Source organism: Noviherbaspirillum pedocola (assembly GCF_016632335.1).
Taxonomy (GTDB): Bacteria; Pseudomonadota; Gammaproteobacteria; order Burkholderiales; family Burkholderiaceae_D; genus Noviherbaspirillum_A; species Noviherbaspirillum_A pedocola.
Genome location: NZ_JAEPBG010000046.1, coordinates 1 through 20,135, shown reverse-complemented (window position 1 = coordinate 20,135; position 20,135 = coordinate 1). Strand labels below are relative to the sequence as shown.

The window sequence follows — 20,135 nt, the reverse complement described above, 5'->3', positions numbered from 1 at the left end:
CTCCGCCAGCTTGACCGCCTCCTCACGAAATTCCTTTGTATATCGCGCTTTCGGTACTCGATTCATCTATGCCTCCGTTCCTCAATTTTACGAAACGTTGGCATACACTTTTTTCAGCTGACCTCACCATCAATTCGGTCGGGAATGGCGGACGGCCGCCGCGCTCGCGGCTGGGGCGCGGTGCCGCCAGGTCAATCTCCGCAGCAAGGGCGGCGAAGTCAATATGCTGCTCCATCACCTGTAGCGCATCCCCAAGCTGGTTGAGCTTGGCTTCGCGCTCCTGGTCGGCAAACAGACTGGTCTTGATCATGAAAATTTACGTCAGGCTTGAGGCGCCCACATCTTGCCAGACTCGCCGGGGTTTTTCGAGGTACCCCGCAGTCGTCCGATACGGTCACGTCCAGCCAGGAACCCTTGTGCCGCCAGCTCCGGCTGCATCCGCCGCACGCCATAGGTCTCACGACTCAGCCGATGGACCTCTTTGATAGCCACCTTCAGCCGTTCGTCGACTTGCTGACGTGGTGAACGCGCGCGAGAGAGCCAGGCATAGAAGCCACTACGTGAGACCGGATATCGGACACGGCTCGATTAATTCTTCATATATCGGCCACATCTTTACATGTCCGATCAATTCAGGTACTGCACTTACCACCGTCAAATAACCCCTGACCTTGAATTCCCTTCACGAGAAAGTGAACGAAAGCTTGAGCGATGTTGGCGCCGGAGAGATCGCCGTCGAGTCTGTACCAGCGTGGGATGCTGGTGATCGCGCCCATGAACCAGAATACTGCGAGTTTCGGGTTGCACGCGGCAATAGTTTTGTCGTCTATACCTTCTTGTATTAAGTCGCGCAGGCGAAGATCGAATTGCCGACGGCGCGCCATGATCTGCTTGCGGTCGTTAGGTGTCATCCCGCTGTATTCGTGAAGGACAGCGGAAGCTCCCAGTTCGCTGGCAAAGTCTCGAATGTATATCGACACAAACTTCTCAAGTTTTTCGAGGCCATTTTTTCCTGTTGTGAGGGCCTTCTCAAGCGCTTTATCGCCGATCTCCATCGACAGCTTGTGGCACTCATACAGCAACTCCTGCTTACTCTTGATGTAGTGGTACAGAGCTGGCTTGGTCACGTTCAGGCTTTTCGCGATTTCGTCCAGCGAGACGTTCTGGTAGCCGCGATGCCCAAATGCGCGAGACGCCTCCGCGATAACCGCCTGCCGTTTCAGCTGGTATTGCTCATCCTGACTCTTGACTAGATTGTTCCAGCGCCGGGGCGCGGTCGGCTTGCTCTTAGCGCCTGCCTTCTTCGCTTCAGCGCTTTCCATGATGCTTTCTGCCTTTCTCAATTTGCTTCCCTCGTCGCTGTGCAAACACAGTCTACTTGTCGTTAAAAAGCCCTACTGATAAATCAATTATAAAAATTGCGCACTCGCCACCAAAGTGAGGATGGAACTTGCGGCTGCACCGTAGTTGCGTTTCCGTATCACTCTGACGCACGCCGCCTAGCTTCCGCGTTCAACACCCCTCCCCGAGGCACCCGGACTACATTCCTACGCTGGACGCAAATTCAACCAAATAGTAATACTATTTAACAATTAGTAAATTATATACCGGTGCGCGCCGGCGCGCATACCGCGCGGAGGTTGGATAAATATCGTGCATCCTACAAGCCTTGGCGACAGCCGAATTCCATCGACAGACTGATTGGCACTGCCCGCACCGTGACCTTCAAGCGTTCCTACCGCATTCCCGGCCCGCATGCTCTGTCCGCCATCGTGGCACCGATGTCCCATGTTTCTGGCCCTGAGCTGGTAAGTGGCTGCTGCAAGGCGGGAGTGATCAGTACTTTTCCGTCGATCAATGCCTTCACGACGGGACTGCGGGAGGATTGGCTGCTGGACATCGAGGTAGCGCTCGCCGGCGGCCGCGCGGCGATGCCGGAAAAACCTTTGACACCCTACGCGGTCGATCTGATCATGCATTCCAGCAACAGCTGGCAACAGCCCATCATGTCATCCAGCGGCAGCAGGGTGCTTCTTCGAAACTCCACGATTACAGGTTCCTCGGCAGGAGAAAGCACTGTGCTTTTAGGCTTCATCGGGCCCATGGGCGCATCTGTAGTCGTGGTGCGCGAGCGCCACTTTGTCACAGTCGTACGACTCAGCCCGTAACGCTGAGCTAGGACACTCGTCTTTTCTTGCGACCTTTAGAGCTCGCATCGAATTCGCGGCGTTGTGCGGGCGCTGCGGTGAAGCATGTTTGCCATAACAATTTTTCCTCCGCGGGGGACAGAATAATCTCACGACTTCCCGGGACTGTACACCTAGTTCATAACGGGCTCTAGAAAGCTCACCGCGCCACGGTCCAAGCGGGTAACCAGTTCCTCGTGCGAATCAGTCATGCTTTCATCCTCCATGGTTTCCCAGCTCAGCCGAGCCAGCGCTTGCGACGACGGTAATGCTTCATGTCACGATAACTCTTGCGTTCACCATCCATGGTGAGGCCGAGGTAGAACTCGCGCACATCTTCGTTCGCCTTTAGGTCGGCGGCGGCGCCTTCAAGTACGATGCGGCCGTTTTCCATAACGTAGCCGTAATCCGCCAAGTCAAGCGCAACGCGCGTGTTCTGTTCCACGATCAATAGCGTGAGGCCGCTCGCCTTCAATTGCGCCAGCAAGGCATACACTTCTTCGATCATCAGCGGCGCCAAGCCTAGCGAAGGCTCGTCAATCATCATCAGCTTGGGGTCAGCCATCATGGCGCGGCCAATCACCAGCAACTGCTGTTCGCCGCCCGACAGATAGCCCGCGGTACGCCCGCGCAAAGCTGCGAGGCGGCCGATGCGCTGGTACACCTGGTCCAGGCGCCGGCGCGCCTCGGCGCCGCCCACTATGTGACCGCCGACGATAAGGTTCTGCTCGACCGTCATGTGTCGCAGCACCTGCCGACCTTCGGCCACATGCACTATGCCGTGCCGGACGATGTGCATCGGCTCCTGATTGGTCAGCGGCGCACCATCGAAGGAAATGCCGCCACCTGAAACCCGGCCGTCCTCGCAACTGATCAGGTTCGAAATGGCCTTCAGGGTCGTGCTTTTACCGGCCCCGTTGGCGCCTAGCAAGGTTACGCATGTCCCTTTCGGAACCTTAGCCGAAATTCCTTTCACGGCGAGGATGACGTCGCTGTAGAGCGCTTCCACGTTATTCAATTCAAGCAATTGTTTCTCCCAAGCAGTTCACGCGCCCCGGAAGGGGCGGGGCGCGTCACGCAGGTCTTACCATTTGTTCAGGACAGGAACAGCCACGTTTTGGTCCGCGATCGTGTACTTGCCGTCTTGCACCGTGCCGATGTTCACTGTCAGGCCGCGCGTTGGAAACGGCGCGTCTTCGGAAAAGGTCAACGTCGGCAGTACGCCGAAGCTTTGCTCAGCTGTGATCGGGGTCGTCACCAGCGTCTTGCGCACGACTTCGCCGGTCAGCTTGGTCGGACCAACCGCCTTTGCCGCGTTTTCGATCGTGCGCACCGCCACGATCGCTTGGTTCAGGCCCATTAGGCAGGGAACGTTGTAGCCGGCGGTGACCTTGTACTTGTCGCGCAGCTTTTCATAAAAGCCGCGCGCCGTGGTCTTGTCCTCGGTCGGGATCGCCATGCCGTAGGCTTCGTAATTGCCTTCCATTTGCGCGAGACCGCCGATGGCCTTGCCGGACGCCAGCAGACTGTTATGGGCACTCATCATGATGGGGATGTTGGTCTTGCCCAGGCTTTGCAGTGCGCGCCGGGTCGCTACAACCGCCGCCGTGTTGGTCTGGATCTGGATGACTTCCACGCCTTTGCGCACCAAGCGTGCCACCTGGGGTGTTAAGTCCGTCGGCTGCACTTCGGCGTAGATGGTTTCAACCACTTCCAACAGCTTCGGGTTTTCCTTGGCGTACTTCTCCATGCCCTTATGGATATCCACGTAGGCGGGCGAAGCTTCCGAAGAGATGATGCCCAGCTTCAGGGCACCGTCGCCGCCGCGTTTCTTGCGGAACCACTCCATGAAGGCTGTCGCTTCGTGCGGATAGGTGGGACGTGCATTAAAAACCCAAGGATTTGGCTTCCAGCCATAGCCGTAGCCGGCGGTGGCCATGATCATCGGCACCTTGTCATTAGGCAGGCGCTCCTGCAACGCCGTGGCATCCGGTCCGCCGATGCCGAACACCAGGATCGGATTCAATTCCGACTTGGCACCTGGCCACAGGCTGGCCACCTGCGCCACGTCGTAGCGGGTATCGTAATCCTTAATCTTCAGCGCCACGCCCAGCTCCTTACCGACTTCGGAGTTCCACCAATCGACGACCCCGCGGCGACAGCCAGTGACGTCCTTCATGATGTCGGCGTAGGGGCCGGTGAAATCGGCCAGCCCGGCTAGGTTGTAGGTGGTCTGGGCCTGCGCTCCGGCGCCGGCAAACAACATGCTTAACTCTGCAGCCGCGGCGAACATCCAGGCACGCGACTGGACCGGACGTTTGTTGAATTTTTTACTGAAAACCATTTTTCCATCTCCTTGATAGTTATTGAACAAACGCACCGACAAGGGAGACGGCGTATCTTGCCGCTCCCATTTTCTTCAATAGGGAAATGGCCACAAGCGGTAGGAGCGCTTGATGATTTGCCATCTGTGCATCAGGCCGCGTGGCTCGAAAATCAAGAAGCCGGCGATCATCGCCCCCAGGAAGATGTTCATGCCGGCGAATACGATGTCACCACCCAGGAACGGCACATGTTCCACAATGGTGGAACCGGCCGAACTGATGATCTCCTGCGACAGCTTGATCACCAGCACACCAATCAGGGCGCCCGTGATTGAGCCGACGCCGCCGACGATAATCATGGCGATTAGCCAGATTGAGTGAAACAGCGTGAATTGATCGACAGCGACGAAGCGTACGTAATACGCCCATAAGCCACCGCCAATGCCGGCATAAAAGGCGCCCAGCAGAAATGCCACGGCCTTGGTTCGCACCACGTTGATTCCCATCATCCCGGAAGCGACATCGTCGTCGCGTACCGCCAGAAAGGCGCGTCCGTGCCGGCTTCGCGCCACGCTGTAGGCCCCGAACAGCATAAGCGCCGCCACCGCTAAGCAGAGGTAGTAGATCGAGCGGTCCGAATCGAAACGGACCCCCAAAATCTCCGCCGGCTGTACTGTGATGCCGGCCGAACCACCGAGCCAGGAAGCGGGCAGGTTGAGCACCAGGAAATGGAACAGAATCTGAGCCGCGATCGTTGTCAGGGCCAAGTAGAAGCCCTTGATGCGGACCGCCGACATGCCAAAGATAAAGCCGAACACGGCCGCCGCCACACCGCCCACCGGCAACGCGGCCCAGATCGGCCATCCGGCCTTGCTGGCCAGGATTGCTGTGGTGTAGGCGCCGACGCCCATGAACGCGGCTTGCCCGAGGTTGATCTGTCCCGCCAAGCCGGTGTTAATCTGGAGGCCGAGCACCACCACCACGGTGATGAGCATGGTGGTCACGATGGCGACGATGCGCGGCTCGAACAGCAACGGCATGGCCATCATGAACAGCGCGAACAAAACCAGGGCCCAGCGCTGCTTGGAAGTGCGGATCAGCGCCTGATCCCCGGCAAAGCTGGTTGCGAATACGCCTGCTGGATCCATGATTTATACCCTCTCGATAGTCTTCCAGCCGAACATGCCGGTTGGCCTCATCAGCAGCACTAAAAGCATGATGACGAACGGCAGCACGGAACCGACCGCACCACCCACCAAGGGATCGAGGTAGGCCATGGCCAGCCCTTGGACGATGCCGACCAGCAGCCCCGCCAGCAACAGACCGCCGATCGATTCGAGGCCGGCCAAGAGTGCGACCGGCAAAGCGGCCATGCCGATTTCCGAGGTCAGCAGGTTGAGCGATTTCCCGCTCAAGTAAACGATCGCACCCAAGGTCGAGAGCACTGAACCCAGGGCCCAGGCGAATGCCACCGAGCGCCGCACCGAGATTCCCATCGACATCGCGACCTGGTGGTCTTCCGCCACTGCGGTCATGCGCAGGCCGGCACGTGTCTTGTTGAAGAACCAGGACAGGCTGAAACCGATGACGACGGTCAGAAGTCCCCCATAGAACAATGAGCGCGGAATCAGCAGGTCGCCGACCATGATTGGCGCCAGAGGAAACACGATGGGGAACGGCCGCACCTGGGGACCGAAGGCAACCAAGATGACGCCGCGGATCAGGATCAGCAGGCCAATGGTTACCATCACCATCGAGAAGACCGATTCCCCGACTAAGCGCGAGAAAAACAGACGCTCGATCAGAAGGCCGAATGCGACGGCGGCCGCAAATGCCAAGGGCAGGCCGGTCCACATCGGCAGGCCGAGCTCCATGACCATCCACCAGACTAGGAAGCCACCGAACACGACCAGCTCACCCTGGGCAAAATTGAACACTTTGGAAGCGCGGTAAATCACCACAAAACCCATGGCAATCAGCGCATACAGCAAGCCGATCAGTGCGCCGTTGATCAGGTAATTCACTAACTCAATCATGCTACCCTCCGCTGAACGAAAGCTTTCCCGTGCCGCTGCGCAGGTGTCTCGCTGTCGTGAATGGCTACCTGGGCGGCCAGGCTGCCTTGGCGCCCGTCCTGATAAGTGACGGGAATCCTGATATCGACCGCATCGGCCCCGGCGTACAACCCGTCAATCACGGCGGCGTAACGCTGCTCCAGGAATTCGCGCCGCAGTTTGCGCGTACGCGTCAACTCCCCCTCGTCCGGGTCTAGCTCCTTGGGGAAATTGGCGAAACGGCGAATCCGCGCATGGGCCGGCAGGAAGGAATTGACACGCTGTATCTCGGTGCGCAGCAAGTCCCCCACTTCGGGCTTTTGCGACAAGTCAGTGAAGGTGGAAAAGCTGAGATTCTTTTCCTCGGCCCAGCGCGACACCACGTTCATGTCGATGTTGATTAAGGCCACTACGAACTCGCGCGTCGCGTCGCCGACCGTCATGATGTCCTTGATGAACGGACTGAAGCGTAGCCGCGTTTCGACGAATTGCGGTGGAAAGCTTTCCCCCGACGCCAAGCGCCGTAGATCGCTCATGCGCTCCAAGAACACCAATTCGTCGCGTTCGCTGCGCGTGACCGCGTCGCCGGTGCAGAACCAGCCGTCGACGATCTTTTCGGCGGAGGCGTCGGGACGCCGGTAGTACCCGCGGAAGTGCGTACCACCTCGGATATGCAACTCGCCTTCCTTCGTCAGTTGCCATTCCAGCGGCGCATCGGCATCGGGATGAGCGCGCAGCCAGTGCCCAACCGTTTCCAGGTCGTAGCAGTCGCCCTGATGCATGGTCAGCAGGCCGGTTTCTGTCGATCCGTAGATGTTACGCAAAGGCACGCCGATCGCATGGAACATGCGAAACACGTCCGGCGCCATGGTCGAACCACCGCAGCCGGCAATCCGGAGGCGAGTAAGACCCAGTTGATCGCGCAACGGCCGCAGCACTAGCGCGTCGGCCAGCGGGAATGCCAGCCGCGCTCGCGTGCTGACCGGCCGCCCCTCCAGGCGTGCGACATTGACTTCGTGGCCCACGCTTAGGCCCCACTCGTAGACGCGGCGGCTGACCTTGCCGGCATCAAGCATGCGCGCCTGCATGGTCGATGCCAGGCTTTCCCACTGGCGCGGCGCGAATACCATCGCTTCCACTGCCAGTTCGCGGATATTGCTCAGCACCTGTTCCGGCCCTTCCGGAAAATTCACCACGAAGGGCAGGCCTACGCCGAGCGTGATGCCAATGATCTGCTCGGTCGCCCACGCTGGAGCGATATAGGTGAGATATTCCATGCCCGGCTTGGCGCCGGTGGCGTCGATGACGCGCTGCGCATTGTCGATCAGGTACTTGTGGCTCAGGATCACGCCCTTGGGCTTGCCCGTTGTCCCTGAAGTGAACGAAAGCACCGCGATGTCGTCGGGCTTGCCCTCTTGCAAAAAGGCACGGTACAGCTCAGGCTGTTCGCGATGCAGGCGCCGGCCCTCCTCCTGCAATCCGGTCACGGTACGCAGCACATCCTCGCGATAGGACCACATGCCGGTATCGTCCCAATAGGCGATCCCTCGCAGGAGCGGTAGACGGTCCCTGATGGCCAAGCCCTTGTCGACCTGCTCCTGGTCCTGGGCGAACAGGTACACCGTTTCGCTGTCTTCCAGAACGTAGGCAACCTCCTCCGCTGTCAGGTCGGGGTAAAGTGAGACGACCTTGCAACCCAGTGCCTGAGCTGCGAATTCAGCCCAGAAGTGCTCGGGTTCGTTTTCACCGATGATGGCAATCGTTTCACCGCGCTGCATACCGAGTCGATGCAGGCCCAGTGCCAGCTCGCGCACGTTTTCCTGGACCTTGGCGAAGCTGAACTCACGCCAGATACCGCGACATTTGTGACGCTGCGACAGGCGCTCCGGCGTCCGATCCGCATGCTGCTGGAGCAGTTGCGGAAGCGTTGACATGGGTAACATCATTTTCCTCCGTCGCCAAGATAGGCCTTCAAGACCGCCGGATCGACCTGAATCTCCGCGGGCGTACCATCCGCGATCTTGCGGCCGAAATCGAGCACCGCAATGCGATCGGCCAGATCCATGACGACACCCATGTCGTGTTCGACCAACACAACGGGAATGCGCTTTGCCTCCCGCACATCGAGGATGAAGCGGGCGAGGTCCTCCTTCTCTTCCGAATTCATGCCCGCCATCGGCTCGTCCATCAGCAAGATCTTCGGTTCCTGCGCCAAGGCGCGACCAAGATCGACCCGCTTGCGCAAGCCGTAACCTAGGCTTCCAACCGGCTGGTGCCGGATCGATTGGATCTCTAGCAGCTCTATGATTTCTTCGACGATTTCGCGATGCTCGAACTCTTCGCGCCGGGTACGGTTGAAATAGAAAAACGCTTCGGGCAAGGTGGCGCGCATGTGGATGTGGCGGCCCACCATGATGTTGTCCACCACGCTCATGCCGGAAAATATGTGTGTACCCTGGAACGTCCGGGCCAGCCCTAATCGCGCGATCTCGTGGACTGGCTTGCCTTTGATGTCCTGCTCGTTGAGCAGGATCCGCCCATGCTGCGGGCGATAGAATCCGCTCAGGCAATTCATCAGAGAAGTCTTGCCAGCACCATTTGGGCCGATGATGGCGAACAGCTCGTCGGCGCGGACTTCGACCGACACATTGTCGAGCGCAACGATGCCACCGAATGCCATGCGGATTCCATCCGCGGCCAGCACCACGGGCGCACCTTGCTTCGCGGCCCGGGGCACGCTCATGCCGCCCCCGCTGCGTTGATACCTTGTCTCATCTCGTCTCCTGTCGTTTTATTCACAGCGCCGGCGCGTAGCCCACGTGCCGCAGTTCCTTCTCTGCCGGCACTCCTCCCAGCGCCTCCGGCGTGCCGACCCCGCTAACGGGTGCCGACGCGACCGCCGCCGTCGATGCTGATGGTAGTGGCGTTGATATAAGAGTTTTCCACGATATGGTGCACCAAACCAGCGAACTCCTCCGGCTGCCCCATGCGCGCCGGATACAGCACCATGTTATTGATGAGCTTGTCCGCCACCTTGGGCGGCATGCCGGCCGCCATGCCGGTATCGAACAGGCCGGGCGCAATCGCCACCATGCGGATGCCATGCTCAGCCAAGTCGCGTGCGATAGGCAGGGTCATGCCGATGACGCCGGCCTTGCTAGCGCTGTATGCGGCCTGCCCCATCTGGCCTTGCCAGGCGGCGCCGGACGCGGTGTTGACGATGACCCCGCGGTCGCCGCTTTCATCCGGTTCGTTGCGCGACATGGCAAGCGCCGCATGGCGGATCATGTGAAAGGTGCCGCTCAGGTTCACCGCGATGACGCGATCCCACAATTCGGTCGGAAAAAGCTGGTTTTTCGACAAAGTCTTGCAAGGACCGAGGATGCCGGCGCAGTTGACCCCGATATGGATGGCGCCGTGCATCTCAAGAACGGTGTCGATGCCAGTCTTTATATCGTCCTCATTAGCGACATCAACTGCCAGTCCCTTGATATCCGGGCCCAGCGCGGCCTGCACTTTCTCACCATCCAGGTCGAACCCCACCACCCTGGCGCCCGCGGCGACCAAGGCCTTGCAGGTGGCCAATCCTAGGCCAGAAGCGGCTCCCGTGACGACGGCGACTTTGTTGTTGACGTTCATGTACTAATTCCCTTTTTGTCTGAAGTAAATGTCTATGAAACGGCCTCTCGGGTCGGGTGCGCCTTTCCTATTGAAGTGTCGCTCGATCAGTCACACTGAGCGCCACTGGCCCTGCCAGTACTTTTCCCGTATGTCGCGCTTGAGCACTTTGCCGACAGCGCTGCGTAGGAGTTCGTCCCAGAATTCAATGGTTTTCGGTGTTTTGACGCTACCGAGCTCGCGCTTGCAGAGAGAAATGAGTTCATCGCCGCTAGCCCGATGGTCAGGTTTCAGCTGGATTACCGCCTTCACCGCCTCACCCCGTTTCTCATCGGGCACGCCGACGACGGCGCAGTCCAAAATGGCAGGATGCGTGTTAGTACCGCTTCGATCTCGCTCGGAAAGACGTTGAACCTTCCACTGACGATCATGTCTTTCTTGCGGTCGACAATCGTGATTAGCCCGCGTGCATCCTTGATGCGGACGTCAATGGTGTGATGCCAGCCGAATCCAGACACTTCTACCGTTTCCTCCGGCTTCTTGTAATAGCCCTTCATCACCATCGAAGATCGCACCACAATCTCGCCCTTTTCACCGGGAACAAGCAACTTGCCGTCGTCGTCCATAATTTCGACGCGGGCATAGGGAACGGCGCGACCAGCTGAGCGTGGCGCCTCCTCATCGAAGCTGCCGTCTGCACGGATGTAGTCCTCCAGCTGCTTGGCCACTACCGGAAACAGACATTCACTCTGGCCGTACACCTCATAAATCACTGGCCCGAACCCCCGCACCGCTTCCTTCAGCTTTTCCGGCGCAATCGGGGCGGCGCCGACTGCCAGGCAACGTAGCGGGCTTAGGTCCGTCATCGCAACTCGCGGCATCGCGAGCAGGGCGTACACGATGGTAGGCGGCATGAATAGATGGGTGATGCGCTCGCGCTTGATCGTGGCCAGAACCGCTTGCGCGTCGAAGCCGGGCACCACCACCGTACAAGCACTGCGGGCGGCGCCGGCGAAGGTGATCATGGCGGCGACATGCGTCAGAGGCGCGACGGCCAGAATACGAGAGCCCAAGTCAATCTTCAGCATATTGAAGATGGAAATCAGGGTCATTTCCAGCGAGCGGTGGGAATGTAGTGCACCCTTTGACGGGCCAGTCGTGCCACCGGTCGGCTGTAGTGCCGTCGCTCGCTGGGGGTCTTCCGGCACAGCGACGTACGGCTCGCGATGTGCGACCATCCACGTGTCCAGGAACTCCCCGCGCTCGGACGGCCGATCGATGCAGATGAAGCCCTGCACTTGCACTTGCGGCAGCTCAGCCTTCCAGGACGGCACAAGATGCTCGAAGCTGCTATGGCAAAAATCAGGTCGCAGTCGGCGTATCCCAGCATCGCTAGATTGGTGACGGGTGAATTTCATTTATGCAATGCAACCCATACCATGTCCGCCCGGTTGACCGCAGTCTGGAGCAAGCTGATGCGAAAATAATTTGGTCCGTAGATTGCGATATGAGCACCGCCGCGTAGCCCCGGCTCACGGGTCAGAGCGTGCGCCGTGGCGTGCACCATTGCTTGTGCCTCTTTGTAGACTAGGCGTCTTCGCCCATCCACGAAGGCTTCATGGCGCGGAAAGTTCGCCGCGGCCGCGTCGAAGTAGTCTGCTAACCGCAATTTTCGTCTCCTCGTCTAAGCTGCGTCGCCGGTCTGCGCCAACTTGCAGCTTGCGATTGATGTTTTAGCGACCCAAGATGGTGACGCAGGCGACCGCCTCTTCGATACCCTGAAGCCCACCACCGTTTTCAGCCAGCGCCAGTCGCGCGCCGGCCACCTGCCGGACGCCGGCCTCGTTGCGTAACTGGGTCACCAACTCATGCACTTGAGCGATACCGGTGGCGCCTACAGGGTGTCCCTTGGACTCCAGGCCGCCGGAGGGATTGACCGGAATCCGACCGCCAATGCAAGTTTCACCGCGTTCCGAAAATGGGCCGCCTTCACCGAACTCGCAGAAACCGAGATTCTCGATCTGAATGATTTCGCCCATCGCGGTGGCGTCATGAACTTCGGCCACCGAGATGTCGCGTGGCCCCACGCCGGCCAGCTCGTATGCGCTGCGCGCAGCCAGGGCGGTGCAGTGATTGCGGTATTCGGCATCGTCACGGTCTGACCCGGTATGGACGATCGAGGCCAGTACACGGATCGCGCGCGCCGGGTCGATATTCCAGCGCTTGAGGCCCGCTGCGGTGCAAACGACGGCGGCGGCAGATCCGTCGGAAATCGGCGAGCACATCGGCAAGGTCAGCGGATAGGTAATTGGAGGGGCCGCCAGAACCTCGTCGGTCGTATATGAATTGCGATATTGCGAGAGGGGGTTGTGGACGGAGTGAGCGTGATTCTTAGCTGACACCGCGGCAAGCTGTCTTTGCGTTGTGCCAAAGCGCTTCATGTGCGCGCGGGAGAACGCAGCATACACATCCATGAAAACGCTGTACGGCTTGGGCGATACGCTTGCCTCCGGGACGGCGACACCAGCACCTAGTTGTAGCAGGCGCTCGCGAATTTGCTCGGCTTCATGCACATCCCAGGCGCTGTCGAACACCGAAAACATGCGGTCGCGGTCGGCCGAGTACATCTTTTCAGTGCCGACTGCCAGCGCCACATCGGCGGCTCCGGCGCGCAGGTGGTTAACCGCAAGAGTGAAAGCGCTGCTTCCGCTGGCGCACGCATTCTCCACGTTGACAACCGGGATGCCACCCAACCCCATCGCACGCAAAGCTACCTGACCGCGAATCATGTGTTGGCCTTCCATGTGGCCCTGCGACGCATTGGCGAAGAAAGCTGCTTCCAGCGCCTCTTTGCCAAGCCCCGCATCGGCCAATGCTGCATCAACCGCCTGTCTGGTCAGGGCCTTCATGCTGACATCCAAGTGGCGTCCAAACGGCGTCATGCCAACGCCCACCACATAAATCTGTTCCATGTGTCCTCCTCCATCATCTAGATTGTTTTCTTTGTCTGCACAACGGCCTTGTAGACACCATATATATGTTTTACCTAAAAGTAAATAACGTACCTATCGGGTAATTCCAATTAACTCATGAATTATTTTTTTGATTGCCCAGCACGGCATCCGTGTCCACCCCCAAGGGAGAAACGTCGGTCAGAGGCCCCGGGTGGAAGCCTCCGAATACCAACGGCTGTGCCACGTGCCAAGAAAAGCCGCCGTCGTTACGAGCCACTTGCCTGAACATGCCCCGATGCCGGAAATGCTCGTCAGCGACCACTTCCTCCAGAGAATTGACCCGCCCCCAGGGAATACCGGCCCGGTCTAGCTCGGCGCTCCATTCTTCTCGCGATCTATGCTTCAAAGCGGCCGCGATTCGTGCTCTCAATACGGTCTGCTCTGCGACGCGCTCTGGATGCCGCAAGGCGGCTACGTCGTCCATACCCAACAGCGGGCACAACGGTTGCCAGAACCAGTCCTCGTGCGCGATTGACAGCGTCAGCAACTTTCCATCAGCGCATTCGAACGTGCCGTAACTTGGCTCATCGTTGACGAAACCCTCGTTCATGCCGTTCATGAGTGGTGCCAGCATGGCGGTCATCAATGAAACCAAGCAGTCCGTCATGGAAACGTCAATATATGCACCCTGGCCGGTGCGCTCGAGTCGTAGCAGGGCCGATAGCATGCCGGTCAATGCGAACATCGCAGACGACAGGTCGCCGATTGCAAGGTCTGGCGGTGCTTCGATTCGGCCAGTTTCCGCTTGGCGAGACAGGAGACCGGCCAACGCCTGATATGACAAGTCGTGTGCCGGCCGATCGCGGTAAGGGCCGGTTTGCCCGAATCCCGAGATAGACAGATAGACAATGCGAGGATTGATTGTGACTGTGGCGGCGTAATCGAATCCGAGGCGAGCCATAGTCCCCGGCCGATACCCCTCCATGAGGACGTCGGCGTTACGTATCAGATTACGCAGACTTTCCTTGCCCTCTTCCGTCTTCAAATCCAACACCACCGACTTCTTGTTCCGGTTCAGTGACGCATGGAAACCAGGGTACTGGCGCGCCGGGTCTCCGGAGCTTCGCTCAACGATGATTACCTCAGCGCCAAGGTCAGCAGCCACCAAGGTAGCGAACGGCCCGGGATATTGTTCGGCCAAGGTAAGAATACGTAAGCCTTCGAGCGGGAGAATCATTGTTTTCCTCTCATGCGAAACAGAAATGCCACCGATCCGAACTCTGGATCCCCGCCAAGCGGTAGGGAACGCAGAGCCAATTTTACCCTTCGGTAAAATAAAATACTACATAATTATTTTACTTTCCAATTGGAAGAAAATAGTTCAATATAAGGTACTCAGTTCAATTCAGAGGAGGCAGCCCATGAGTGAGGAAGAAATCATTTCGGAGGTGCGCGACGGCGCCATGTGGATCACCCTAAACCGCCCTGAAGCAATGAACTCATTGACGCCACGGGTGCTGGCCGGAATTTCTCGGGCCTTGGATCAGGCGCAAAACACTGACGGCGTACGTGCCGTGGTACTGACCGGAAATGGACGCGCTTTCTGCGCCGGTGCCGATTTGAAGTACGTGCAAAGCCAGGTCGGCGAGACCGACAATGGAACACAGCACTTCCTGAGTGACGTACTGGCCCTCATGAACCGCGTGGAGAGCTTTCCGATGCCGGTCATTGCCGCAATCAACGGCTTGGCGCTAGCCGGCGGCCTCGAGCTGGTACTGTGCTGTGATTTGGTAATCTCGGCCCGCTCGGCCAAGCTGGGCGACGCGCACGCCAACTACGGCTTACTTCCGGGCGGCGGCGGATCGGTACGACTGCCGCGAAAAATTGGACCGACTCGTGCGAAGTATCTGCTCTATACGGGAGAATTTCTGCCGGCCGAGGAATTGCTGGCGACCGGCCTGGTGAACAAGGTGGTGGAAGATGCGGAGCTGCTTTCCGCTACCGGCAAGCTGGTTACCACGCTAGCCCGGAAGAGCCCTCTCGGCTTGCGCCGAATGAAGGCACTGGTTGATGATGGACTGGCCCAGCCGATCGAATCGGCCTTGCGGCTAGAACTGCTCGCTTCCGAGGTGCATATACATAGCGCGGACATGAAGGAAGGCCTGGCCGCATTCAATGAGAAAAGAGCGCCGGTGTTCACCGGTCGCTAGGAACGCCTGTTTGTTAGAGCGTCTAACAAAATGAATTTTTCAAGACTCTCCAGCAGATGATGGCGCAAGCAAGCCGGAGGAACGCTTCATGCATCGAAGACAGTCGCTCGTATTGGACCCGCAAGCGCCGGAACTGATGCAGCCAGGCGAGAGTTCGCTCTACCACCCATCGCGTCTTACCCAAATTGCTTCCATGCGCAGTTCGGCGTCTGGCGAGCTGATGACGAATACCGCGCCTTTGCAACTCCTGCCGATGCTTGTTGCTGTCGTACCCGCGATCGGCCTGTACGCATTGGGGTTTGCGAAGTGGCCGCCCGCGTTTGCCGGCAATGGGGGCCACGCCGTCGAGCAACGGCATGAGTTGTGTGACGTCGTTGCGATTGGCTTTGGTCAGGATCACATTGAGTGGGATGCCTTGGGCGTCGACGAGCAGGTGGTGCTTGCTGCCCGCCTTACGGCGATCGGTTGGGTTCGGTCCAGTTTTTTTCCCCCGTGCACTGCCCGCACCGAGGCACTGCCGGGAATCACGCGGGAGAAATCAATCTTCTCCGCGCCGCGCAGCTTGGCCAGCAGCACTTCGTGCAGCCGCTTCCATACGCCAGCCTTTTGCCACGCCCGCAAGCGTCGCCAGCAGGTCATGCCTGAACCGCAGCCCATCTCTTGGGGCAGCATTTCCCACGGAATGCCGGACTGCAGGACGAACAAAATCCCGGTCAGAACCTGCCGGTCGTCCAGGCGCTTGCGGCCGGGATGGTGCTTGCGCCGCCTTGGTGCCGGGAGCAGCGGCTGGATGATCTCCCATAGCTCATCGTCAACCAGTTTGCGTGCCATATGCGCCTCGCAAAAGAGTCTTCGCAAGTCAATATGACCACAATTTTTCCATTTTGTTAGCAGCTCAAGGAGAGAGACCATGACACCCCTCGACCGCTTCGCCCGCCTGCGTGCCACGCAGGAAACCGCTTGGCAGATGGCACCGGCCATACGGGCAATCTATAAAAGAGCCGGGATGACGCCAGCCGATCTGCGCACCGCCCAGGATATGACACGTCTGCCGGTCACCAGCAAAGACGAACTGCTAGCGCTTCAGCGATCACATCCGCCGTTCGGCGGGTTCCTCGCCGCTCGGGTAGAGGATATCGCGCACATCTTTGTCTCGCCCGGCCCCCTGAACGAACCGCACCTGCGCTCCGACCGGGATGGACATGGTTTTGCACGGGTGTTTCAGATTGCGGGTGTAGGGCCGGGCGACCGCGTTCTGAACACCTGGTCCTATCACCTCGTTCCCGCCGGCCTTCTGCTTGACCAGGGCATTGTCGCCTGCGGCGCCACCGTCATTCCTGCCGGGACTGGCGGCGCCGAATTGCAGGCGAAGATTGTGCTCGACTTGGGTGTCACCTGCATCTGCGCTTCCACCGCTTTTTTCATGACCTTGGTCGAAACATTGGAGGGCCTCGGTCACGAACTGCCGCGAGCTTGGAAAGTGCGCTCTGCTCTACTGGGCGGCGAGATGGGAGATTGGATGGGCAAGCGCCGTCGCCTCGAGGAGCGCTATGGCATTCGAACTTTCTCCACCTACGCCACCGGCGATTTCGGATTGATTGGCTACGAACAGATGGGCCAAGAAGGTTATGCAATCCACGAAGACCGTCTGGTGCAGATTTGCGACCCAGTTACCGGCTTGCCAGTCGCTGCGGGCACGCCGGGCCAAATCGTCGTTACCACGCTTTCGCCCGGTTGGCCGCTGATTCGCTTCGGCACCGGCGACGTCGCTTGCGCCCTCGAAACCGGTGATGACGGATGTGTTAGCAGGATCGGCCAAATACAGGGCCGGGTCGGGCAGGCGGTCAAGGCCAGGGAAATTTTCATTTATCCTCGGCAACTGGAGGAGTTAGCCATCCGCATTCCTGGAGTGCGCGCCGCTCAGGCAGTGATCACCTGCCCCGGCAACCGCGAGGAAGTCACACTACGCCTGGCGGTCGAACCCTCGGCACGACGGGATTCATTGGCGCAGACGGTGGCACAGGAATTCCAGACCCTGTCCCGGCTCAAGCCCGATCACTTCGAATGGCTAACGGCCGATGCCCTGGCGGCGGAAACCGTACTTGTGGTAGATCGCAAGAGCGGTACTTAGCTAATCGCTGTTAGACGGCGGCTATCTGATACCAGGCGCAGCCGTCGTCTCCGATTCGCACCGAAGCTTCACCTCGGGCCACGAGATAGTTGAGATGGGCCAAACTTTCTCCCGTCGCCATGCTCATCAAATAGTGGTCTGAGGTGATGGCCCGGGCGAACAGTGCCCCATATACGTCGATCACACGCCGCGGTTCGCACAGAGCTTTCCGCAGTCGCTCAAGCGCGCGCTGCTGGCTCTGCAAAAGAGAATCGATCCGATGATGCAAGCCATGAAACGGCTCATTGTGTGAAGGAAGCACTAGGACGTCGTCCGGGACTTCGCGACTCAACTTCTTTAGCGAATCCATCCAGTCTGAGAGTGGATTAGCTTCCGGCTCGGTGGGAAATACCGAGACGTTGGATGATATGCGGGGCAATATCTGGTCGCCCGAGATCAGCTGCTTTAGCTCAGAGCAGTACAGGCAAACATGCTCCGGCGAATGCCCCGTGCCCACTACAACGCGCCAGAGCCGTCCGCCGATATGAAGCTCTTCGCCATCCCGCAGGCGCCGATAACTGTCGGGCAAAGCATAGATCATCTTGCCGAAGCCGCCGAACCGTGTGCGGTAGTTTTCGATGTCTTCGTCATTCCATCCAGCCCGACGATAGAATTGCACGGCGTCCTCGGGCGCCTCACGACCGGTATCGGCGCCCAGCACGCGACAGCTCAGGTACTCCAGGCGACTGATCCATAGCTTGCAGCCAAACTTCCGGGTCAGCCAGCCTGCCATGCCGATATGGTCGGGATGCATATGGGTGACGAAGATGCGCGTCACAGGATCCCCAAGCGCGCCGGAAAACAACCGGCGCCAAGCCGCCGCAGTGTCGGGCGACCAGATGCCGGTATCCACTAGCGCCCAGCCTGCCCCATCACGGATTGCCCACATGTTGATATGGTCGAGTTGGAACGGCAGGGGCATGCGTATCCACTGCACGCCCTGCGCGATTTCCTTGGCGGTTCCCGCCTCGGGAACCTCTCCGCACGGATATATCAGGCCGGGCTTGGCAGCTGTGCTACTTTCGTCTTCAGTGTTCATAGCGGACTTCCCACGACACGCCGGCCTTATTACATCCGCCCGGCGTCATTCCTAGGCCAGACTACGCGCAATGATGAGCTTCTGAATATGGCTCGTGCCTTCATAGATCTTGCAGACACGGACATCCCGGCAATAGCGCTCGACCGGGAAATCTTTGAGGTAGCCGTACCCACCATGGAGTTGTAGCGCGGTAGAACACACCTTCTCAGCAATCTCGCTAGCGAACAGCTTCGCCATCGACGCCTCCTTCGCGCATGGAATGTTCGCATCGACCAAGCGTGCGGCATGTAGCACATAATTGTGTGCGACCTCTACATGCATCGCCATGTCTGCCAGGTCAAAGCTAACCGCCTGCAAGTTGATGATCGGGGCGCTATACGCTTCCCGGTCCTTGGCGTACCGCAAGGCCGCCTCCAGCGCGGCACGAGCGACCCCAACGGCCTGCGCCGCAATTGCGACACGGCCGTGCGACAGTAATGCCATCGTTTGAGGATAACCTGCGCCTTCGGCACCAATGAGATTTTCGGCTGGGACGCGACAATCCTTCAACTCGATCTGCGCGAGATGTGCAGTGTGTTGGCCATATTTACTTTCGACACGTGCGACCTCGTATCCGGGCTGCTTCGGGTCAACTAGGAACAAGCTTTTTCCACGCTTGCCGGCGGCTGGATCGGTGACCGCAAGCACGATCGCCAAGCCCGCCTCGCTGCCGTTCGAAATGAATTGCTTGCTGCCGTTCAGGATGTATTCAGTGCCATCTCGTCGCGCGGAGGTGCGAAATGCCGCGGTGTCGGATCCGGCGTGAGGCTCGGTAAGCAAGAAGGCGCCAATGTGCTCACCGCTGGCAAGTTTTGGCAAGTGCTTACGCTTCTGCTCTTCGCTAGCCGACCACATCAGCGTCAGACCCAGGCTGTTGTGGACATGAACGATAGTCGCAAATCCAGCATCCGCCGCCGCGAACTCTTCAATGGCCAGACAGTATTCTACAAAGCTTGCGCCCGACCCGCCATACTCGTCTGGCACCAACATACCCATAAAGCCGAGTTCACCCACAGATTTCAGCTCGTCATTTGGCCAAGCTTGCGACTGATCGCGCGCAGCCGCGGTCGTTGCGACGACTTCGTTGGCCACCTTTCTGGCGGAATCGCGGATCATGACTTCCTGTTCGCTTAGGAAGACTGCGGAAGTATCGGACATCATATCTCCTTGAATGGAGCCTTGCGGCGCCTCGTTTTAGTGATCAATGCGTGCCATATGCTGCCGGACTTCCGGAGCACTTTTCTCGCCAATGTTCGAGCTACTGGAATAGCATTTTACTTATTGAACATCAATTCTACTCTACGGTCAATTATGTTCCCGCCTCCTAGCCTTGTCAATCATGTCATCGGCCCCTCTACTCGTCTCTTGATGAGCGCGCGTTGCGATGGTGGGTAATACCATCTCTCGAAGTTTTTGGTTCCGTTGCAATAAGGCGCATCTGGTAAAGTCGGCGATTTGATCGGGACGACTGCCGATGAACGAGGCCTTAAGCAAAGTGCTCAAGCGACTGCACTATCCGCTGGAAGTGATGCTGACCTGCG

18 protein-coding genes and 3 pseudogenes are annotated in these 20,135 nt (G+C 58.8%); 2 read left to right on the top strand and 19 right to left on the bottom strand.

Translation table 11 applies throughout. From position 1 onward, the window contains the following. Positions 1 to 121 precede the first annotated feature (121 nt). The 16 genes and pseudogenes from JJB74_RS32225 to JJB74_RS32150 all read right to left on the bottom strand — a co-directional run. Positions 122 to 310, bottom strand: a pseudogene (locus JJB74_RS32225) (IS5/IS1182 family transposase); the annotation flags it as partial. Between the two features lie 65 nt (positions 311 to 375). Further along, positions 376 to 567 (bottom strand): annotated as a pseudogene (locus JJB74_RS33595) (IS3 family transposase); the annotation flags it as partial. A 65-nt stretch (positions 568 to 632) separates the two neighbouring features. Next, positions 633 to 1,322: a TetR/AcrR family transcriptional regulator gene (locus JJB74_RS32215; protein ID WP_200598643.1), complete on the bottom strand. Its 690-nt coding sequence runs from the start codon at positions 1,320 to 1,322 to the stop codon at positions 633 to 635. A 641-nt stretch (positions 1,323 to 1,963) separates the two neighbouring features. Then, positions 1,964 to 2,263 (bottom strand): annotated as a pseudogene (locus JJB74_RS34310) (IS481 family transposase); the annotation flags it as partial. Positions 2,264 to 2,424: 161 nt separating this feature from the next. Continuing rightward, positions 2,425 to 3,195, bottom strand: coding sequence for an ABC transporter ATP-binding protein (locus JJB74_RS32205; RefSeq protein ID WP_200598641.1), 771 nt, complete (start codon positions 3,193 to 3,195; stop codon positions 2,425 to 2,427). Positions 3,196 to 3,270: 75 nt separating this feature from the next. Continuing rightward, positions 3,271 to 4,566, bottom strand: coding sequence for an ABC transporter substrate-binding protein (locus tag JJB74_RS32200; protein ID WP_325170216.1), 1,296 nt, complete (start codon positions 4,564 to 4,566; stop codon positions 3,271 to 3,273). A 39-nt stretch (positions 4,567 to 4,605) separates the two neighbouring features. Then, a complete protein-coding gene (locus JJB74_RS32195; protein WP_200598640.1) occupies positions 4,606 to 5,658 on the bottom strand; it encodes a branched-chain amino acid ABC transporter permease in 1,053 nt (350 codons plus the stop codon). Between the two features lie 3 nt (positions 5,659 to 5,661). Next, complete coding sequence (locus JJB74_RS32190; RefSeq protein WP_200598639.1) at positions 5,662 to 6,546, bottom strand: branched-chain amino acid ABC transporter permease; 885 nt, start codon at positions 6,544 to 6,546, stop codon at positions 5,662 to 5,664. After that, complete coding sequence (locus JJB74_RS32185) at positions 6,543 to 8,498, bottom strand: AMP-dependent synthetase/ligase (protein WP_200598638.1); 1,956 nt, start codon at positions 8,496 to 8,498, stop codon at positions 6,543 to 6,545. The genes JJB74_RS32190 and JJB74_RS32185 overlap by 4 nt, the downstream gene beginning before the upstream one ends. Positions 8,499 to 8,506: 8 nt before the next feature. Then, the gene (locus JJB74_RS32180; RefSeq protein ID WP_200598637.1) at positions 8,507 to 9,307 is read right to left on the bottom strand and encodes an ABC transporter ATP-binding protein; all 801 of its coding nucleotides are present in this window, start codon (positions 9,305 to 9,307) and stop codon (positions 8,507 to 8,509) included. 134 nt (positions 9,308 to 9,441) lie between these two features. Beyond that, positions 9,442 to 10,203, bottom strand: coding sequence for an SDR family NAD(P)-dependent oxidoreductase (locus tag JJB74_RS32175; RefSeq protein ID WP_200598636.1), 762 nt, complete (start codon positions 10,201 to 10,203; stop codon positions 9,442 to 9,444). Between the two features lie 90 nt (positions 10,204 to 10,293). Next, a complete protein-coding gene (locus JJB74_RS34305; protein ID WP_200598635.1) occupies positions 10,294 to 10,521 on the bottom strand; it encodes an AMP-binding enzyme in 228 nt (75 codons plus the stop codon). Continuing rightward, positions 10,491 to 11,600 carry a class I adenylate-forming enzyme family protein gene (locus tag JJB74_RS32165; RefSeq protein WP_200598634.1) on the bottom strand — a complete coding sequence of 370 codons (1,110 nt, stop codon included), beginning with the start codon at positions 11,598 to 11,600 and terminating at the stop codon, positions 10,491 to 10,493. The genes JJB74_RS34305 and JJB74_RS32165 overlap by 31 nt, the downstream gene beginning before the upstream one ends. Next, positions 11,597 to 11,851 carry an AMP-binding protein gene (locus JJB74_RS34300; RefSeq protein WP_200598633.1) on the bottom strand — a complete coding sequence of 85 codons (255 nt, stop codon included), beginning with the start codon at positions 11,849 to 11,851 and terminating at the stop codon, positions 11,597 to 11,599. The genes JJB74_RS32165 and JJB74_RS34300 overlap by 4 nt, the downstream gene beginning before the upstream one ends. Before the next feature lie 64 nt (positions 11,852 to 11,915). Next, on the bottom strand, positions 11,916 to 13,154 hold the full coding sequence (locus tag JJB74_RS32155; protein ID WP_200598632.1) for a thiolase family protein: 1,239 nt from the start codon (positions 13,152 to 13,154) through the stop codon (positions 11,916 to 11,918). 115 nt (positions 13,155 to 13,269) lie between these two features. Then, a complete protein-coding gene (locus JJB74_RS32150; protein WP_200598631.1) occupies positions 13,270 to 14,373 on the bottom strand; it encodes a CaiB/BaiF CoA transferase family protein in 1,104 nt (367 codons plus the stop codon). 184 nt (positions 14,374 to 14,557) lie between these two features. On the opposite strand from JJB74_RS32150, the gene JJB74_RS32145 reads away from it, so the two are divergent. Continuing rightward, positions 14,558 to 15,346 (top strand): enoyl-CoA hydratase/isomerase family protein, encoded by a 789-nt coding sequence (locus JJB74_RS32145; RefSeq protein ID WP_200598630.1) that lies wholly within the window; start codon positions 14,558 to 14,560, stop codon positions 15,344 to 15,346. Positions 15,347 to 15,368: 22 nt separating this feature from the next. Here the strand turns inward: JJB74_RS32145 and JJB74_RS32140 are convergent. After that, positions 15,369 to 16,177 (bottom strand): IS5 family transposase gene (locus JJB74_RS32140; protein WP_200598629.1). Its coding sequence is split into 2 segments (ribosomal slippage): positions 15,369 to 15,832 and positions 15,832 to 16,177, totalling 810 coding nucleotides; the frame shifts between segments, so codons are not numbered across the junction. Positions 16,178 to 16,256: 79 nt separating this feature from the next. On the opposite strand from JJB74_RS32140, the gene JJB74_RS32135 reads away from it, so the two are divergent. Then, positions 16,257 to 17,477, top strand: a complete 1,221-nt coding sequence (locus JJB74_RS32135) for a phenylacetate--CoA ligase family protein (RefSeq protein WP_200598628.1) — start codon at positions 16,257 to 16,259, stop codon at positions 17,475 to 17,477. A gap of 10 nt (positions 17,478 to 17,487) precedes the next feature. Here JJB74_RS32135 and JJB74_RS32130 read toward each other — a convergent pair whose 3' ends face one another. Both JJB74_RS32130 and JJB74_RS32125 read right to left on the bottom strand, forming a co-directional pair. Beyond that, on the bottom strand, positions 17,488 to 18,555 hold the full coding sequence (locus JJB74_RS32130; protein ID WP_200598627.1) for an MBL fold metallo-hydrolase: 1,068 nt from the start codon (positions 18,553 to 18,555) through the stop codon (positions 17,488 to 17,490). A gap of 51 nt (positions 18,556 to 18,606) precedes the next feature. Beyond that, the gene (locus JJB74_RS32125) at positions 18,607 to 19,752 is read right to left on the bottom strand and encodes an acyl-CoA dehydrogenase family protein (RefSeq protein WP_200598626.1); all 1,146 of its coding nucleotides are present in this window, start codon (positions 19,750 to 19,752) and stop codon (positions 18,607 to 18,609) included. Positions 19,753 to 20,135: the final 383 nt, after the last annotated feature.

What these genes read in the sequence shown, in the direction of transcription:
- JJB74_RS32215 (WP_200598643.1), bottom strand. Translation starts at nt 1,322, where the DNA reads ATGGAAAGCGCTGAAGCGAAGAAGGCAGGCGCTAAGAGCAAGCCGACC.
- JJB74_RS32195 (WP_200598640.1), bottom strand. Translation starts at nt 5,658, where the DNA reads ATGGATCCAGCAGGCGTATTCGCAACCAGCTTTGCCGGGGATCAGGCG.
- JJB74_RS32190 (WP_200598639.1), bottom strand. Translation starts at nt 6,546, where the DNA reads ATGATTGAGTTAGTGAATTACCTGATCAACGGCGCACTGATCGGCTTG.
- JJB74_RS32185 (WP_200598638.1), bottom strand. Translation starts at nt 8,498, where the DNA reads ATGTCAACGCTTCCGCAACTGCTCCAGCAGCATGCGGATCGGACGCCG.
- JJB74_RS32180 (WP_200598637.1), bottom strand. Translation starts at nt 9,307, where the DNA reads ATGAGCGTGCCCCGGGCCGCGAAGCAAGGTGCGCCCGTGGTGCTGGCC.
- JJB74_RS32175 (WP_200598636.1), bottom strand. Translation starts at nt 10,203, where the DNA reads ATGAACGTCAACAACAAAGTCGCCGTCGTCACGGGAGCCGCTTCTGGC.
- JJB74_RS32165 (WP_200598634.1), bottom strand. Translation starts at nt 11,600, where the DNA reads ATGAAATTCACCCGTCACCAATCTAGCGATGCTGGGATACGCCGACTG.
- JJB74_RS32155 (WP_200598632.1), bottom strand. Translation starts at nt 13,154, where the DNA reads ATGGAACAGATTTATGTGGTGGGCGTTGGCATGACGCCGTTTGGACGC.
- JJB74_RS32150 (WP_200598631.1), bottom strand. Translation starts at nt 14,373, where the DNA reads ATGATTCTCCCGCTCGAAGGCTTACGTATTCTTACCTTGGCCGAACAA.
- JJB74_RS32145 (WP_200598630.1), top strand. Translation starts at nt 14,558, where the DNA reads ATGAGTGAGGAAGAAATCATTTCGGAGGTGCGCGACGGCGCCATGTGG.
- JJB74_RS32135 (WP_200598628.1), top strand. Translation starts at nt 16,257, where the DNA reads ATGACACCCCTCGACCGCTTCGCCCGCCTGCGTGCCACGCAGGAAACC.
- JJB74_RS32130 (WP_200598627.1), bottom strand. Translation starts at nt 18,555, where the DNA reads ATGAACACTGAAGACGAAAGTAGCACAGCTGCCAAGCCCGGCCTGATA.
- JJB74_RS32125 (WP_200598626.1), bottom strand. Translation starts at nt 19,752, where the DNA reads ATGTCCGATACTTCCGCAGTCTTCCTAAGCGAACAGGAAGTCATGATC.